This is a genomic window from Flavobacterium sp. PL12 (assembly GCF_039123485.1).
GTDB classification, from domain to species: Bacteria; Bacteroidota; Bacteroidia; order Flavobacteriales; family Flavobacteriaceae; genus Flavobacterium; species Flavobacterium weaverense.
This window is the reverse complement of record NZ_JBANDI010000004.1, coordinates 22,028-41,682: the sequence shown is the minus strand read 5'-3', so window position 1 is coordinate 41,682 and position 19,655 is coordinate 22,028. Positions and strand designations below refer to the sequence as shown.

At 34.5% G+C, this 19,655-nt stretch carries 7 protein-coding genes; 1 reads left to right on the top strand and 6 read right to left on the bottom strand.

The features are described from left to right. Positions 1-287 precede the first annotated feature (287 nt). The gene (locus RCH19_RS02955) at positions 288-1,826 is read left to right on the top strand and encodes a Fic family protein (protein WP_343021964.1); all 1,539 of its coding nucleotides are present in this window, start codon (positions 288-290) and stop codon (positions 1,824-1,826) included. A 323-nt stretch (positions 1,827-2,149) separates the two neighbouring features. On the opposite strand, the gene RCH19_RS02950 is transcribed toward RCH19_RS02955, so the two are convergent. From RCH19_RS02950 to RCH19_RS02925, 6 genes are all read right to left on the bottom strand, one after another. Further along, entirely contained in the window at positions 2,150-3,154 is a 1,005-nt protein-coding gene (locus RCH19_RS02950) for a PorP/SprF family type IX secretion system membrane protein (protein WP_343021963.1), read from the bottom strand. Between the two features lie 7 nt (positions 3,155-3,161). Next, positions 3,162-11,300 (bottom strand): PKD domain-containing protein, encoded by an 8,139-nt coding sequence (locus RCH19_RS02945; RefSeq protein WP_343021962.1) that lies wholly within the window; start codon positions 11,298-11,300, stop codon positions 3,162-3,164. A 257-nt stretch (positions 11,301-11,557) separates the two neighbouring features. Next, the gene (locus RCH19_RS02940) at positions 11,558-12,934 is read right to left on the bottom strand and encodes a Gfo/Idh/MocA family oxidoreductase (protein WP_121925969.1); all 1,377 of its coding nucleotides are present in this window, start codon (positions 12,932-12,934) and stop codon (positions 11,558-11,560) included. 75 nt (positions 12,935-13,009) lie between these two features. Then, complete coding sequence (locus RCH19_RS02935; protein WP_343021961.1) at positions 13,010-14,341, bottom strand: DUF3472 domain-containing protein; 1,332 nt, start codon at positions 14,339-14,341, stop codon at positions 13,010-13,012. 92 nt (positions 14,342-14,433) lie between these two features. Next, complete coding sequence (locus RCH19_RS02930; RefSeq protein WP_343021960.1) at positions 14,434-16,131, bottom strand: RagB/SusD family nutrient uptake outer membrane protein; 1,698 nt, start codon at positions 16,129-16,131, stop codon at positions 14,434-14,436. A 9-nt stretch (positions 16,132-16,140) separates the two neighbouring features. Next, a complete protein-coding gene (locus RCH19_RS02925; protein ID WP_343021959.1) occupies positions 16,141-19,257 on the bottom strand; it encodes a TonB-dependent receptor in 3,117 nt (1,038 codons plus the stop codon). Positions 19,258-19,655 lie beyond the last annotated feature (398 nt).

Sequence of the window (19,655 nt, the reverse complement as noted above, 5' to 3'; positions counted from 1 at the left end):
GATGTCCGCCAAGAGATGACGTTTCAAAATATATTTATAAATGAATCACTATTAAACATAATTAAAACCATTACTATATTTTTTGCCCGTCTTGGGGTCGGCAAAAAAGTTTAATATATTTTATTATCACAAGAATATAAATGAGATTGACTCCAATTATTCTCATTTAATAGAATTAATACTCTAAAAATATGTGTATTGTCTTTAATTAGAGAAAAAATAAGTGATTTTCACCAAGTATAAGTTTATTTCACGTACTTTTGAGTAATCATTTTTCATAAATACACATGGATATTAATCATTTTTCACTTAGGATAAGTGTTTTTCACGGCTACAAAACACCTGAAGACGGAATTTTAGTGGGTTATGGTGCTCTAATGGAAGCATTTACTTTGCCTATACCATTACCTGCTCGTTTATCATTAATAAGTACTAAAAAACGTCAATATGAAACTGATCATTGGCAAGTACTTACCTCACGTCATGAACCGGAAGATACACTCTATAAACAGTTAGTATTTGCTTTAAAATACGAAGGAATAAATTTATTATTCTTTAAAAAACTATTTGAAAAACTATCAAAAGAAGCAATAACTTCATTAGTACAAATAGAACCATTAGGACAATACAGCCGTAAAATATGGTTTTTATATGAATGGCTTACTGGTCAGACTTTGGATATTCAAGATTTGAGTAAAGGCAATTTTGTTACTTTAGTTGATGAAGATCTACAATTTGCTTTATCCATAAGTGTAAATTCCAGCAGACATCGTATAAAAAACAATTTGCCTGGCACGGTTGATTTTTGTCCGTTAATATTCAAAACCCCTAAGTTAAACAATTATATAGTTGAAAATCTTTCAGGTAAAAACAATATATTTTTAAATGCTATTCGAAAAGACGTATTACAACGCGCATCAGCATTTTTATTATTAAAAGATTCCAAAGCATCCTTTACCATAGAGGGAGAAGTTCCTACCAATACTAGAGCAACTAGATGGGGAAAAGCTATAGGTCAAGCAGGTTCAAAACCCCTAGACAAAGAAGAACTATTGCGACTACAGCAAATAGTAATAGAAAATAGCCGTTTCCTAAAAATGGGTTTTAGAGATGAAGGTGGCTTTGTAGGAGAACATGATAGAACCAGCGGAGAACCTATACCGGATCATATTTCAGCAAAATGGGAAGATCTAGAAAAACTAATAGATGGAATACTTGCAACTTACAAAATTGTTGAAGAAACAGGATTCAACGCTGTTTTAGCAGCTGCAAAAATAGCTTTTGGATTTGTTTTTATACATCCATATGTGGATGGTAACGGCAGAATACACCGTTATTTAATACATCATATTTTAACCAAAATGCAATTTGCACAACAAGGAATAATCTTCCCTGTTTCGGCTTCTATTTTAAATCATATTGACGATTATAGAATAGTATTAGAATCCTTTTCACATCCATTATTAGACTTTATAGAATGGAAAACTACAAAGTCGAACAATGTAGAAGTTTTGAATGAAACGATTGATTATTACCGCTATTTTGACGCAACTAAACAAGCAGAATTCTTATTTGATTGTGTCAATGATACTATTGTAAATGTAATTCCTACTGAGGTAAACTATTTACAAAAATACGATGCTATGAAAAAATATTTGGATGATATTTTTCAGATGCCCGACAAAACAGTTGCCTTGCTCATTCGCTTTTTAGAACAAAATAATGGAAAACTTTCAAAAAGAGCTTTAGAAAAAGAGTTCAGTGTCCTATCTGAAATTGAGATAAAGGAAATTGAAGAAAATTACATTTCAATTTTTGATAACTAACTTTGTTCACTGCGCAATAAAAGTTGCTTAAACTATCTTTTTAATATGCCTACATCCGCAATAAAAAGGAGTGACGAAAAGGAGTGACGAAAACAATAAAAAACAAGTTTAAAACAAGATTATCCAAAATATTAGTGTTGATTTACAAACACTTATGTATATTAGTAAGATAAATCTGGGATTCATAACCCTGAGGTCACGGGTTCAACTCCCGTCTTCGCTACGAGAACAAACCCTTAAACAACAACTGTTTAAGGGTTTTTTATTTAGTCAGAAACTCAAAAATCGTTTCTAGAAAATTATAACATGTTAGATATAATTAATTAATAGTCCGTTACATAATTTGGGCAACCAAAACACTTAACATTCAAATCAAATTGATAAGTCAAAGACAATTCGTAGATCCCACCTGTCTTTCCAATTTTTGAAGTACTAAAGTCGTGAGACAAGCCAAATTTCAAATGTTCGTATTGTAGTCCTGCAAAAACATTCAATGAAGTTACAAGATGACTATCTTTCGCTTTTGTCCCCGGATTTGTTGCCACTGATAAACCAAAAAATACATTTCTAAACATTATTGAGGATCCAAGGTCCAAGCGATTATATTCTCCCTGATTCATATAATTTGCAGTAAGGAGGAATTTCGTTTCGTATGGAAAAAACGCTACATCTAAATAATCAACGACTAGAAACTCATATCCTGCACTTGCAGACAAAAACATATTTAGCGGAATATTTTTATCGGCTACAAACGAGATGTTGGGTTTATTAAGATGTTTTAATGAAAGTCCAAACCAAGAGTTTTCATTGTTCACAACCATTCCAGCTGTAAAGTCAAAAAAATTGAATCTATCATTTAGTAACGTTGGATCAATGGTGGTAGGATTGATAATTCCTGATCCAATATTAATTTGGTCCGATAATAATAAATTACTAAAACCGAAAGATTTTGTACCAAAGCCGATCTCTATTGCAGGTCTAAAAAACCAATTTTCATTTAGTGTAACTCTATAAGCATAATTAACATTAAACTGAGTAAAGCTATATTTTGTGTTATTCTCCCTATGATTTAGTATACTAAAACCCACACCACTATTAGCCTTTTCGCTCCATGTATTAATGAAAGCGTAATCAGTATCAATTTTCAACTCTAAATCTGGCCATTGTGATCTGTGAATTACACCTGCATATGTAGTTTCTAAAAATCCAGAAAAACCGGGGTTCAGTGTTTCTGGGATTAAAAAGTATTGCGTAAAGATGGGATCCTGCGCTTTTACTTCTGAGAAGAAGAAGCAAGAAAATATCGTGAATAGTATTTTAAATTTCATTTCTATTTTATTTTATGAGTACAAATGCACCTTGATCCTTTATCATTTTTCCATAAAATGTTTTACCACTTATTTTATAGTAATAATTACCATTCTCAGCTTCTTTATTGTTTATTTTACCATCCCATCCTCTAATATTATCCCCTAATTCTGAATAAATTAGTGCTCCCCATGTATCATAAACAGCAAATTGGATTTCGTTTAATCCCAAAAATTCAGGAGCATAGTAATCGTTAAAACCGTCATCATTAGGCGTAAAAGCTGTTGGAGGAATTAATTTGTAGCCTTTATCTATTGTTAAAGTGACAGTACTATTGTATACGCATCCAAAAGGGTAAGTTACAGTTTGACTCACGACATAAGAAGCTTCTTTTTTATAGTTATGAATTGGATTTTCTTCATTCGAAAAAGTGCCATCTCCAAAATCCCAAGAAACATTAGTATAATCTCCAGTTGCAGTATTAAAAAACTGAATGGGATCTTCGATAGAATAAAATCCATATGTTTTGTAAGCAATTGAATTTGAATTAAAAGATGGTGTTCCCAACTCAGGAATCGCAACGTTAAAATTATACGTAGCACTACACCCTCTAGAATCTATTGCATTTAGAATAATTAATCCATTTTGAGAGGTTTCCATTTTTTCATTATTTGGTCCACTAACAGTTCCGCTTGACCATATAAATTGATAAGGAGGAATTCCACCAGTAGTTTTGGCGATAAATGATTGGTTAACTACTTTAGTTACACAATCAAAATTAGTTACAGTTTCAACTTTCACAACGATTGGCGCTGGTCGCAATATAACGTAGCTTGCAGAAGCCGTGCAATTTCTAGCATCTTTTACAGTTACTAAATAATTACCAGCTGGAATAGTATTTAAATCCTCACTGATTGAGCCATTTGACCAGGAGTATGTGAAAGGAGGAGTTCCCCCAGAAACTAGCAAGTTGATTGCTCCACTATTAGCATCATTACATTCTAGAGCATTAGTTAAATTTGCATCTAAAACTAATTTTTGCGGTTCAATTATGATAAAGGTTCGTACTATTTCGCAAGGAGTTCCATCAATTATCGTAGCCGTATAAGTTCCAGTATTAAGATTATTTCGAATAGTGCCTGATAAACTACCATCACTCCACACTAATTTTAAAGTGGGCTTTCCTCCTACTAAGTTTAACTTTATACTTCCATCATTTGCTCCAAAGCAAGAAATTTGAGTTACTATTGGATCTATTTTAAAAACTGCAGCTTCTGGTATAGTAACGGTTACTATTTTTACACAGTTATTTGCATCAATTATCGTAGCTGTATAATCTCCTGCCGCTAAATTGTCTTGGTAAATTCCCGTAGCTAGGTTATTCCATGATACTGAATATGGTTCAACACCTCCTGAGATCGTTAAATTGATTGAGGCATCATTATTACCGTAACAAACTATCGGTGTTGTAACTACAGAAACTACAACCGCTGTTGGCTGCGTTATTATTATGGCTAAATTATCCGTACATCCGGAATTGTCGGTTACTAAAAGCTGATAATTTCCTGCATAGACTCCTACTAAATTCTGATCACTACTAGCAAAATTATTTGGACCCGTCCATCTAAAACTATATCCACCTGCTCCTACTGTACCTCCACTAACATCCACATCAATACTTCCAGTTTGAGCGCCAAAACAAAGTACGTTCGTCTGGCCCAACAATTGTATTTTAAGAACTGCAGGCTGCGTTATTGTGTAAACGGCTGTCTTTAGTCCGCAATTATTGCTATCGGAAACTGTTACTTCATAAACACCTGGATTTAAACCACTAACATCTTTCAAATTCGAAAATGCAGCACCATCTTTTGTCCACGAAAAAGTATAGGCTGGTGTACCGCCATTGACTGTAATTTTAATCTCTCCATCTGAATCACCAAAGCAAGTAATATCTTTTTCCAAATTAGTAGTAATTGATATATCGCTCGGTTCTGTAATCACGACTTGCTGCACTTTTTGACATCCGTTAGCATCAGTAACTGTTAAATTATATATTCCAGCAGCTAATCCAGCCGCATTTAGTGTGGTGTTTACGTTTGCAGTGTCCCATAAAAAACTTAATGGCAATGTTCCTCCAGAAACAGTTACTGCTACTGAGCCGTTACTAGCACCAAAACAATTTACATTAGTTTGCGATGCTATTGCTGTCATTATCCCGTTCGGCTCCGTTATAGTTACTTGTTGTACTACTGAACAATTATTAGCGTCCGTAACTGTTACATCGTACATTCCCACCGCTAAATTAACTCCAGTCGCGGAAGTTTGAATTGGCGCTGTATTCCACAAATAGCTATATGGAGCAGTTCCTCCTTGTGGTACAATGGTCGCTGAGCCAGTACTACTTCCTGAACAAGCTACATTTATTTGTGCTGAAATAGAAGTTAAAATCGCCGACGGTTCATCTATTAAAATTGAAGAGTTTGTTGTACATCCATTCGCATCCGTCACAGTTACTACATAATTTCCTTTAGTTAATCCTGAGGCTGTTGCCAAAGTTTGCATAGGTACTGTATTCCACGAATATGTGTACGGTGCTGTACCGTTTGTAACCAAAACCGTTGCATTTCCATCGCTTCCGTCAAAACAACTTACGTCACTGGAATTAGATATTGCAGAGGTCAAACCTGCTGCTGGTTGACTTATTATTATTTGCTGAATTTTTACACAGTTATTACTATCCGTAACAGTCACATTGTATGTTCCCGCTATAAGTCCAGTTGCAGTAGCAGAGTTATTAGCTGGAAGTGTGTCCCAAGAGAACGAATAAGGTCCCACTCCACCACTAGCATTTAAAGTAGCCGATCCTGTGCTATTTCCGAAACATAAAATATTTGTTTGTGTACTAATTGATGTTACTAATTCTGTAGGTTCAGTGATTATAACTTGTTTAGTTGTAGCACAATTATTGGCATCAGTGATAGTAACAGTATATGTTCCTGCCCCTAAACCACTAGCAGTTGTGGTGGTCTGAGCTGGAGTCGTGTTCCATAAATAAGTTAAAACACCGCTACCGCCACTTGCAGTAACAGTCGCTGAGCCTATAGCATCACCATAGCATAAAATATTTGTTTGCGAATTTATCGAAGCGATTATACCTGCTGGTTCTGTAATACTTATGCCTTGAATTGTTTTAAAACTACCGTTGGCGTCAGTAATTTTTACATCATAAATTCCTGCCTTTAAGCCTGAAAAAGTATATGTACTTAATGTGGTATTTATATTAGTTTGAACGACACCACCTCCTTGTATTATCAATTCATATTTATACGGTGCAACCGACTGCTGAATAATATCAACTTTTATTACACCTGTTAAATACCCACTGCAAAAAACATCACTATGGGAAGCTAAATCCTCTTCAATTATTAAAATCTTTGGCTCTGATAATGTAAAATTAAGCGCAATTGGTTCGCAAAGTCCGTCATCTATAGTAAGAGTATAATCTCCTGCAGATACATTCGAAATATCTTGCGTTACAGCCGTAAATCCGTTTGGACCTGACCATAAATAACTATAAGTACCTGAACCACCACTTACACTGATATTAATTGCAGCGTCACTTGCACCAACGGTACTAACGTTAAAACCATTAAAATTAGATATTATACTTGAGGTTACAATTGATGGATTTACAGTAATACTGTAAGTAGATGCGGGACCTTCACAAAGAACTCCATTATTTACTGTTGCCTTTGCATTGTAAAGTATTGTCAATGGATTTGGAGTGGAATTGCTTAAAGTTTGAACTGGAATACTATTCACCCCTGAAGCTGTCGCTCCGTTAATTCCTTCGGGAATTGCCGCTGTCCAATTAAAACTAACATTTCCTGTCGTTAAAGTTGATAAATTTATTATTGAAGAATCGCTTCCTGAACACAGCGTTTGATTCAGTCCTGAAAACGCAACTTTGGGAGAAGGATTAACCGTTATTTTAACCTCAAATGGCGTACCATTACAATTTCCTGATTTTGGAGTTACTAAGTAAGTCGCTGTAGCGATTTGGCCTGTAACATTGACAAGCGTTTGACTAATAGAAGTCTGCGGAGTATTTTGAGCTATTGCTCCCGTTATTGCTCCTAAAGGACTTATTACGGCATCGCTCCATGTATAAACAGTACCCGCTGGCACTATGTTTCCTGCGTCGTCAACTGGAGTGATTGAAAATGCAGAATTACTACAAATAGTTTGAGCAGTTGGAGTTGCTATCGTAGGTTTTGGTTTTACAGTTATTGTATAAGTATATAAGCCTCCCAAACAAGTTGCTCCTCCAGCAATACTTGCTGTTGCGTTATATACAATAATGATATCTGCATTTGTGGTGTTGGTTAAAGTCTGTGTAGGAATAGTTGTGGTCCCTGAGTTTTCGATTGTCTGCAAAATGCCTGCAGGTTGAGTTGTTGTCCAAGCAAAAGTAACTCCAGGCGTAGTACTATTTAATGTTACTAATGCAGTAGTGGTTTCAGAACAAATAATTTGTGGCACGGGCGAAAAAGTTACAGCAGGAGATGGATTCACTGTAATTGTAAAAGTTTTGGATTCGCCTGGGCATCCATTTATCGATGGCGTTACAGTTATAGTAGCAGTTATTGGAGCTGCTGTGACATTACGTGCCATAAATAAAGGAATATCTCCAGTTCCGCTTGCAGCAAGACCTGTAGATGGTTTATTATTTGTCCAGTTGTATGTTGAACCAGAAACATTTCCGGTAAATGAAATAGCAGTGGTTGATACTCCATTACAAACTTCTTGGTTAAGAGGTTGGTCAATAGCTGGAGTTGGATTTACAGTAATTGTAAATGAGGTACTTGCACCCTGACACGTAATTGTATTAGGCGTTACTGTTATATTCGCTATTACAGGAGTTGTACCCGTATTTACCCCCGTAAAACTTGCAATATTTCCAGTTCCTGAGGCAGCTAATCCTATTGCGGGATTATCGTTTGTCCACGAATATGTAACTCCTGGATCTGTACTCCCAAAATTAATAGCGGTAATTATTTCATTATTACATTTTACAGTATTTGAAATTGCAGTAATAACTGGCGTTTTATTGATTATAACATTAACCGGCATTATCACTGAACAGCCGTTAGCATTTTGTGCTTTTATATAATAAGCTCCGGTTGTTGTTATTGTATTTGCATTTGACAATGCTAATGAAGCTGAACTGTTTTTCCAATAAGAGAATGTCAATCCACTGTCTGAACCGACAGTAACGCTTGCACTTTTTAAATCAATTGAGTTCGGACTACAAATAGCAGGTGGATCTGTGATAACTAAATTAGGTATGGCATTTGCACTTACTGTCCCAGAGGCACTCGAACTTTCGCATTCCGTTGCACTACTCTTTATAAGTACAGTATAAGCTCCTGGCACTGTAGTCGAAAAACTCGCTACACTTCCAGGATTCGCAAATCCGATTGGAACAGTCCAAACGTACGTGTAAGCTCCAGCTATTCCGGCTGTAGCTTTTACAGTTGCTGGCAATCCCGAACAAACTACTGAACTATTTACAGTAACTGTAGGTATTGCATTAACAGTAATAGTTGCCGTTTTCTGGCACCCATCTAAATTAGTATACGTAATTGCGCTTGTTCCTACCGAAACCCCAGTTACAATACCAGCATTATCAACTGTTGCAATAGTATTAGACGAAGATGTCCACGGATTTAATGTTGCAGGAGTTCCACTTCCTGTTAAAGTAGTTGTTGAACCGAGGCAAACATTCAAAATTCCCGTTATAACTGGAGCTGGATTGACAGTAAAAGAAGCGCTAACTTTACAATTATTGCTATTGGTATATGTTATTATTGTATTACCTGCAGCAACTCCAATAACAACTCCAGAATTATTAACTGTTGCAATAGCAGTATTAGAAGATACCCACGGGCTTGTAGTTGCTGGAGTTGAACTTCCACTTAAACTAGAATTCTGCCCTACACAAGCAGATAAGTTGCCAGCTATTGTAGGTGTTGGAAAAATAGTAAAAGTTTTTACAGTAGCTACAGTAGTATCACAATCGTTAGTAACTGATAATGATACAGTAAAATCTCCTGACGAATTATAAGAGACCGATGGTGTTGCACTTGATGAAGTGGAAGGTGTTCCCCCTGGAAAGCTCCAAGCGTAAGTTAAAGTACTTGAAGTTGGAGCACAATTTTTAACAATTGCAGTAGGATTTATTGTAGTGCTTGTTGATGCTTGACAAAAATTAGTAATCGTATTTATAGCAACTGTAGGTGGTTTTTTAACGATTACTGTCTGAGGGGAAGATGTCAAAAATCCACATGAATTTTTTGTCGTTAAAGTTATAGAATAAGTACCTGGCTGCGTAAAATTATAGTTTGCATCAATAGTAGTTTGATCAGGTATAACTACCGTTACTGATCCACAAAAACCGCTACTATAAGAAACTTTCCATAGATAAGTTGGAGTTGAACATTGGTTTGTTAAATTAGTATCATTTGTCGCAATCACTTGCAACGGAGCACAACCTTCTTTAGAGTTTATTGTGAATTGAGGAACTAATGCTGGTTCAATACAGATTTTTTGTGTCTTTATCTCTAGTCCACAGAAATTTTGAGAAGTAAGAGTTACTGTATATATTCCTGCTGCAAGAAACTTATGAGTGATGTTTTGCGGTGATGAAAAAGTCGTCGTTATAACCGGAGTTCCATCACCAAAATCCCAAGTAAAAATAGATTTTTGATCGCAAGCTAGTCCATATCCAGAAACAGTTGTATTTGTAAACAGAATATCAGTATTTGAACAGCCTTTAACTGGAGCAGTAAAATCAGCTTTTGGTTTAGTTAAAACTGATATATTTCCTAAAGTAAATGGCGTTGTTCCACAAGCGTTTTTTACATCCAATTTGACTTGAAAACTTGGAGCTGGACAGCTACTTGTTTGATAAATATGAGGAATAGGATAATTAGATGAAATTGATGGATTTAGAGCATTAAAAAATTCAGAGGTAACCAAAGTTCTCTGAGATAAAACTACTAAAGGAGTGCCATCACCATAATCGATGCTGTAAGTTGTATCAGGAGAATTCGTGCCCCAATTAGATATTGAAAATTGAAGATTAGGGGTTGGTGCACATAGATTTTGAGTAGATCCAGGGCTGTTCAAACCACCTAGCGGATTTGACACGTTTTTTATTATATATGTTTTTGAATTTGCACACCCATTATTTCCAATCGCTGTAATAATCATCTGATATGCACCTATTAAATTATAAGTATGCTGTTTTGGAAAAGTTACATTATTTTCAGTGCTTCCATCACCCCAGTCAATCGAATATGAACTTATACATATGGACGAAGATGCGTTTCCTACAGTTATACTGTACATAGAGTTTGACGAAGCCTGTGAGCAATTGCTAAAGGGATCGAAAGGACTTACAACATCAACAAAATTAATATCTGGTTTCTGTAGCACATTAATTGGATAGCTTTTTTTAATTGTACAACCGCCACTTTTTACTGTTAAAGTCACATTAAATGTACTAATATTACATCCTAAAGCATTATAAGAATGGGAAGGATTTTGTTCCTCTGAAAAAGGACTTCCATCTCCAAAATCCCAAGAATAAATGTAAGATCCCGAACCTGAAATAGTAGAATTAAATTGAACATTAGCTCCTGAACACTTATTATCATTGGTAAATGTAAAATCGATATTCGGAGGAGCATCTACGCTTACAGACTCACTACCCGTTTGATTAATTTCTGAAATAGGTAAAGACGAGTCGCGAACACTTAGCAAAGTATAAACGAAAATTCCAGCGGCTCCAGTAGGAACATTTACCATTATGGAATTTCCAGTTGTAGTAGAAATAGTTTCAGTGCTGCCGTTTAATGTATAATTAAAAGTATAGGGAGCCATTCCGCCAATTCCTTTAAAAGTAATAACTGGACTTGTTCCATTTTGACAAACTGATGTTGCACTAGCTGTAATAGTTGCTGAAGGCACTGCTAATACAACTGCTAGGCTGTCTAAATCTTTTCCAGTATTTTCATCACTAGCATTTGAAACTTTTGCACTCAATGAGTTAATTGACAATAGTAAAACAAATAGAAATACAATTGAGTAAAGTTTTTTCATAATCATATTTTTAAGAGTAATACATATTAACCTCATTCACTTATTTGGAAAAAGATGGATTTGCCAAATATAGAGTATTAGTCTTAATTAATTTTATGATTTCTTTCACACTTTTATTCTTAATATGTTAATTTTCTTAACAATTATTTCGTAGTTGTATTTTTATAGTCAAATGAATAGAATAATAATCGATTCCATTAATAAATACAAAAAAAACCTGCTAAAAAGCAGGTTTTTTTTAATATTCATTCATAATATTATTGAGCAAATTCTAGACTTTTCAATTTATTCCAACCACCACGTGTGAAATCTGGGATTTCAACTGGTGCAGAATTATTATCAAGAGATTTTTCAGTTAATGGTGCTAGACAAGACCATTCTGCTAGATCGTAAACATCCATATCTAATGGCAATCCATTTTGTAAACAGTAAATTAAACGGTAATCCATGATAAAATCCATACCACCGTGTCCACCTACTTTTTTCGCTTTTTCTTCAATACCTTTAACGATAGGATGCTTGTATTTTTCCATCAATGCTTTTTTAACTTCTGCAGGAACAAAACTATGCGCATTTAAATTTTCGTGATTCGGTGCTACATCGTTTCCGATAGCTTTTGAATCTAATGCATAACCTTCTGTTGGGTATTTATTAGCAAAACCTTTAGTTCCACTCAATTGGTACATACGGCTATAAGGACGAGGCGAAGTTACATCATGTTGAATTTGAATAGTTTTTCCTTTTTCAGTACGAATCATTGTCATAGTGTGATCACCATTTCTAAAGTCTTTCACATCTTCACCCGTTTTTTCTTTAATATAAGCAGGATTTCCAACTGCCTTTGTATCCATAGAAACCAAGTAGTTCATTTTATCACCACGGTGAATATTTAAAGCTTGGCAAGCAGGTCCCATTCCGTGTGTCGCGTAAACATCTCCGCGGTGTTTCTTGTTGTAATCCATTCTCCAGTTCCCTTGGTATGCTCCCCAGAATGGTTGCAATCCGTGAATATAAGCTCCTTCAGCATGAAGAATTTCTCCAAACAAACCTTGTTGAGCCATATTTAATGTAGTTAATTCGAAGAAATCGTACACACAGTTTTCTAACATCATACAGTGCTTACGAGTTTTTTCAGAAGTGTTTACCAAATCCCAAATCTCCTTCATTGTCATCGCTCCAGGAACCTCGATGGCTACGTTTTTACCATCTTTCATTGCTTGAACTCCCATTTCTGCATGGTGTTTCCAATCTGTTGCAATATATATAAGATCCACATTAGGCAGCTTAGTAACTTGACGCCATCCTTCTTCACCAAAAAACTCTTGAGCTTTAGGTAAACCAGCTTTTTCTAAAATTTTATTAGCTGATTTTGCTCTGTCTTCTAATAAATCACAAAGTGCTACAATTTCGACACCTGGAATATGTGTCATGCGCTCTACAGCACCTGGACCACGCATACCTAAACCAATAAATGCTACGCGAACTGTAGGTATTGGATCAATTGCTAAACGCAAAACATCTGTTTGTCCTTTAGCACGTTTTGGTGTTGGGGTTTTAATCATTTGGGCAGACATATTAGCCCATCCTACAAATAGACACGCTATTAGTAAAAATTTAGAAATACTACTTCTCATGTTTAATTAATTTAGTTTGTAATTTTTAGTACGATGCTTTATGCGCATCATTTTTATGTTTATCTATCAAAACCTTTACTGAGGTAATGTATTGAAATCAATATTTGGCTTTCTATTCGTGAGCGGTCTTGTGAATAAACTACCTTTAGTTGTGAATTCATTATAAAAACCACCGTTTTTTAAATAAAAAGCATCTTTGTTTATACCTCCTGAGTAATCCATTCTGTAACCTTGCTCTGCCGTATTATCAGCAGAAAATCGAGCCGTATTCAGTTCATTCCAATTTCCTTTCTCGTCACAAAACCATTGATTATTGAATTCCACCATTCGAGACAAATCACCTTGTTCTGGAATAAAATTTTCTAAAAACGAATGAAAACGCTTTAAATAGGTATTCGTTTGCGGACGATTAAAACTTGCTATTAATTTCCATTCGCTAGTTTCAGGAGCAAAAAAATAAGCCCTATACGTTGTTGAATTATTACCTTCTGGTTTACCCCTCAATAGAAACTTATAAGTATTTCCCGCTATCCAATTATATTTAAAATAACTTTGACCGCCTGAACCTTCATTACCAAATTCTCCCGTTGTGACATTCACTCCTTTTTTTAATAATTTTATTTTATGAGACTCAGGAATACTTTTAGGATCATCAGTAGTAAAAGGACTCCATACAGAAAACAAAACTCTTCGTTCTGTAGCTGAATTAACTTGAATTCCAAAATAACCTTCGCCAAAACCATTAGCCATAAAATAAGAACCTATTTTATCTTGCCCTACAGGCACAGTCAATTCATTGTAATACCATTCGGCATTTACTGTGTCTGGTACTTGATAATTTAAGTGAACTGACGCTCCACGCCTACCCCAATGATAAAAATCTCCTTCATTATTAGGGACGTATGAAATTTTACCATCAAAGTTATCACTGCTAATTACTAAACGATTTATAGCGGGAAAGCTTTTTTCAGTTTTATTTAATCCTTTAATTACGACTGCTACATAACCTTGACTGTTAATTTCCCAAGTTCCCACGACAATCCCTTTTTTGGTCGAAGATGCATCTAATTTTATTCTTTTAGATATATTGTTAATTGAAAATTCTAGTTCAGATTTTCCAGTAATAAGGACAGAATTGTCAATTGAAATTTCGAATTTGCCTGGTTTAGAAACTCTGAAATAAACAGTAAAATATTCCTCTGAATTGGTCCAATTCTCTATACCATTATCTGTAATCGTTCTGTTTCCTTCACTATGTTTTGAACTATACGCGTTACCCGCTAAAGGAATCGATACTCGTACTTTTTGTTTGCTGTCATTATCTTTCTTTACCAAGTATTTATTACTAGTAGCGCATGCGGCTACTGCAAGTAATAAATAAAAACAAATGAATTTAAAGTATTTCATTCTATATTAAAAATAAATTATTTACAAAATTCACTAAGTATTGTAAATAATCCCCCTAATTCAATAGAGGGATTATCAATAAATAGTATGTGTTATGGATTTTGGGTTAAGGTACCAGGATACGCATTAATTTCAGATTGTGGAATATATTGTACCACTCTTAAACTAGTTGCTGGATAATCAACCATCGGTGTATGTGGACCTGGATAACGACGCGTCATCGTTTGACCATTTCTATAAACATCATAACCTCTGTGAGCTTCAAAAGCCAATTCTAATTGACGTTCTTCATCTATTAATGTCGAAGCATTAGTAGCTGTCAAAGCTGTATAACCACCGCCAATAATTGATCTTTCTCTAATCAGATTTAGATTAATTTTTGCATTTTGATAATCTCCTTTTTTAGCATAAGCCTCAGCTAAGTTCATGTAAATTTCTCCTAACCTAGAAATAATAGGAGAGTTTAAATGAGAGTCATTATTTTGTAAGGAAGCTTTTGTTATGTAATACATTGGGTACACACGATTCAATAACATCATAAAATCTTTCTCTCCTACATAAGTTTTACCTTGATAATTAATTGAATATTTGTTTTCAGCTGCATCTACTACCGTTAAATTATATTTTACGTTAGATATGGTAATAAAAAAAGAACCATCGCTATTTGTTTCTAGCGGTTGTTGCAAATAATTAAAACCTATTTGTACGCCGCCATTATCTTTTAAATCGTAAATAAATCGAAAGGCTTGAGTTTTATTATTTGCGGAATTAGTTACATATTGAGGATCAATAAATGCCCAACGTGCATCATTTTTTTTACCTGCTTTACGCAATAAATCTAAATACTCACCACTTGCATACATTTCGCCCCAACCTTGACCTTGAATATTAGCATACATCCCACCTATTCCATAAAAGTGATCAAATCCCGAGAACTCTGAAGCTACACGCTTCACTGCAAAAATTGTCTCTTTCTGTGCTGCATCATCTGGAGCATAGGTATTGTATTTCATGAAATCTGACCTACTCAATAAATTATATCTTCCACTAGAAATCACTTTATTTGAATACTCAATTGAAAGATCAACATATTGTTGATTTGGATTTGCGTAAGTACCACTCATGTACAAGTAAATTCTTGAAAGCATGGCTTGAGCAGCTTCTTTTGTAGCGTAAGCAGCATTTCTATTTTCCGTCATCAATGCTTCTCCTTTTTTTAAGTCACTAATAGCTTGCTCATAAGTCGCTTTCACGGTAGCACGATCTGGAAGTTGCAAATTATCAATATCATCCGGCATACCGTTTACGACAGGAACTCCTAAATTAGATTCAGGAGAATCATAATATGGTCTTCCATAAGCACGACTCAAGTAAAAATAAATCATTCCTCTTAAATAGTACGCCTCACCTAATTTCTGATCGATTTGACTACTTTCTCCTTCTTTAATAATTTTTATTAAGTCACTTGATTGGGATATAATTTTATAACTATTGTTCCAGAAAACAGATAATCTATCATTATTAGGAATATGCTGGTAGGATATAAAGGAGTAAAATGAATCAGTAGAAGTACCTCTAATCATAATATTATCACCAGGGTATTCACCAATTCGATGCATTATATCTGACCAACCTTTTAACTGTGCGTAACAACCATTTAAAAGCACATCAACTGAAGCCTCTTTATCTGCAAGAATTTTATCTTCAGTGTACGAATTAAATGGTTCTCTATCCAACTCACATGAAATTAGGAATGAAACGGATAGTATTAATATAAATATTTTTTTCATGATTTTTGTTTAAAGTGAAACATTAAGTCCTAATACAATTCTACGAGTTTGAGGATAAACTGATGTAGCTACTCCCGTGATCTGTCCATTTGCTGGTGGAATTTCAGGATCAACTCCAGAAAAATCTGAAATTGTAAATACATTTTCTGCAGACATGAACAACCTAATGTTTGTTGAATTCAGTGCCTTAATAGCAGGTAAATTATATCCTAAAGTTATATTTCTCATTTTCAAGTAAGATCCATTTTCAAGAAAACGAGATGATGATTTATTTGAGTTACTGGAGTTATTATAAGATGCCTGAGGATGCGTAGCGATGTCTCCAGGTTTTTCCCATCTACTCCAGCCACTTTGTAAATTCATTTGATTACGATCTGTATAAGCTCCGTCTGAGTCAAACTCAGCTCTTGCATAATTATAAATCTCACCTCCTACAGAATAACTAAAAACAGCTGATAAATCAAAATCTCGATAAACAAGATTTGTAGAAAAGCCTCCGAAGAAATCAGGTGTATAAGCTCCTATCACAATGGGATCTTTAGCTGCTTCACTATAGCTAAATGTCTTAACACGTTCGCCCGCTGCATTCGTTTCAAACCACTGTGGCTTTCCAGTTTGTGCATCTACTCCTGCCCATTCTGGCAAATACCATGAATCTACATCTAAACCAGGTTTTAACAATTTAGAAGCTGATCCAGCAATACCACTCCCATCACCTACTATTATTTGACTTCTTGTTCCATATAAGCTTGAAACCTTGTTTTTATTGAATCCTATATTGGCTTCAACTGACCATTTTAAATTATCACTATCAATTAAATCCGCTGAAACAGTGGCTTCAAAACCTTTATTATTAACTGCTCCTACATTTTTCCAAATACTTGTAACTCCAATCACACCCGGTAATGGAACTTGATAAAGTAAATCAGATGTATCTTTATCATAATAATCTAATGTTAAATTATATCTTTTTAAGAAAGAAATGTCCAATCCTAATCCAGTGGTAAATGTTTTTTCCCAACTTAAATCTGGATTAGATATTTGAGAGATGAGTGCTCCTGGATTTTCATTGTATCCAGTAGTTAAAGAATATAATGCTTGATGAGGATACAAGCTATTAGGTCGATTCCCTACAGAACCATAACTAGCTCTAAGTTTTAAATTCGTAATGTAATCAGCTTTAAAAAACTCTTCATTATGTACATTCCATCCACCACTTACCGAAAAGAAATTTCCGTATTGTGCATTTGGACCAAAGTTTGAAGCACCATCTCTTCTAATTGAAAACTGTCCTAAATAACGATTATCATATGAATAATTGGTATTTGTTAATAATGACTGAACAGCCCATTGTGATCTATTTCCTTTAACTTTTTCCGGTACAGAAGCTACATCTGTTACAATAAAACCAGGTGCAATTCCAGTTGCAATTCCACTTGTATATTTCGAATTATATTCATTCCATTCATATCCAGCGATTGAGTTAAGAGAATGCTTCCCAAAAGATTTATTAAATTTAAAAAGTTGATTTGTGTACGCTCTATTATAAGATGAAGCATCTTGCTGAATTCTTCCTTGCACTGCTAATCCGCTTGAAGAACGTGGATCTGAATAATACATAGATTCTCCGGTAGAAAAAATATAATTATTAGTAGAAGTAAATGTTAACCAATCTGTAAGTTTAACATCAAAATCAAAGTTACTTCTTATGTCATAAGTTTGAGACTCTCCATAATTCCACTGCAAATCGTACAAATAATTAGAACCTGTAGTGTTTACCCATGTTGGATTTGGTGAATTACCTACTAATGAACCATCAGCTAGATACGGACTATCCCACGGCATATTACCATACATTGCGCCAACAGAATGTTGCTTATCTAATACATCTTTTCTTGTTGCATTTACCTGTGGACGAATTGTTAACCAGTCATTCAATTTATAATTTATTTTAAGCAATAAATTATAACGATTAAAATCATAGCCTTTAACCGCTCCTTTTTCGTCATACACTCCTAATGAAACATAAGTTTTAAAGTTTTCACCACCTCCACTTATTGATAAATTGTTATCTCTTACTAGTCCAGTTCTTGTTGCATTATCCCACCAGTCAAAGTTTTGATCTCGTAATGCGGGAGTCCACCAAGAATTAGTAGAAAATTGAGTTTTATTAGAAAACGAATCGTACAAATCATATAATTCAGCACTCTTCATTATTTTAAAATTACCAGTGCTGAGCGTTGTTGCAGCCATTTTTGAAGAAAAATTTATAACTGCTTTACCGTTTTTACCGCTTTTAGTAGTTACGACAATAACACCATTAGCCCCTTGAGACCCATAAACAGCTGTAGAAGCGGCATCCTTAAGAACCGTCATCGTTTCAATATCAGATGGATTAACATTACTTGAACCTGATCCTACAATTACACCATCAACAACCCATAAAGGGTCTGTACTTCCGTTCACAGTACTCTTCCCACGAATAACAATTTTAGCAGTTCCACCTGGTTGTCCTGAACCTGTATTTACAGAAACTCCTGTAGCCTTACCTGCTAATAAGTTTTCGACAGAGGACGTTGTTGCGTCTACCAATTTTTTATTATCTAAAGTCTGTAAGGAGCCTGTTAAACTTTCTTTTTTTACACGGCTGTATCCCATAACAACAACCTCCTCTAATTTCTGCCCTGTTTCGTTCAAGACGATCTTCATTGGAGTATTCTTAACCGTTACTTCCTGATCCTCCATGCCTAGAAATGAAATAACTAGCAAATTTACATCGTTAGGAATATCAAGTGTGAACGAACCATCAACATTTGTTTGAGTTGAAATTTTAGTTCCTTTTGCAATAATGTTAGCTCCGGGCAACGTCTCACCATTTTTATCAAATACGGTACCACTTACCCTCCTTTGAGCTTGCTCAAATTTGACATTTAACTCATTGTTCCTATTTGAAATTAAGTGTTTATTATCCATATTAATTTCTTTTCCATACATTTTATTTTCAGCTGAAATGGCTGAAAATGGGATGGCCATAGTCAATAAAGAAAGACTCGTTAATTTAACAGCACTTTGCTTAAATGCAATTCCCCATAAATTAATAGGTTTACTTTTTTTTAATAAATTCATACTTGTTAATCGTTTTTGGTTAATAAATTCTCTTTTTTTTAATCTATAATAATTCGTACTACTTGCGTAGAGATTATTACGTCCTGGTGGTTGATAGTACTATAAAATTTATGAAAACTTCGCTCCAATTTCCGGCACTGTTTTCTATTACTATTTAAAATACTGAATAAATAAAAAACTGTGTACGAGCACAAAAAATAACAAATAGATACTTTTTTTCTTTTAAAAATAAAGTTGCACAATTACTCCAAGGAATTTAATTTAAAGTAGCAATCTCAAAGTATACAGCAACAATCTTTTACAATTTGTGTTAAACGCTTCACCTATCTTAAAAAATATAATAAGGGTAAATATATCCCTATTAATTAAAAAGCAAAAATTTAAACTTCAAAAGTTAA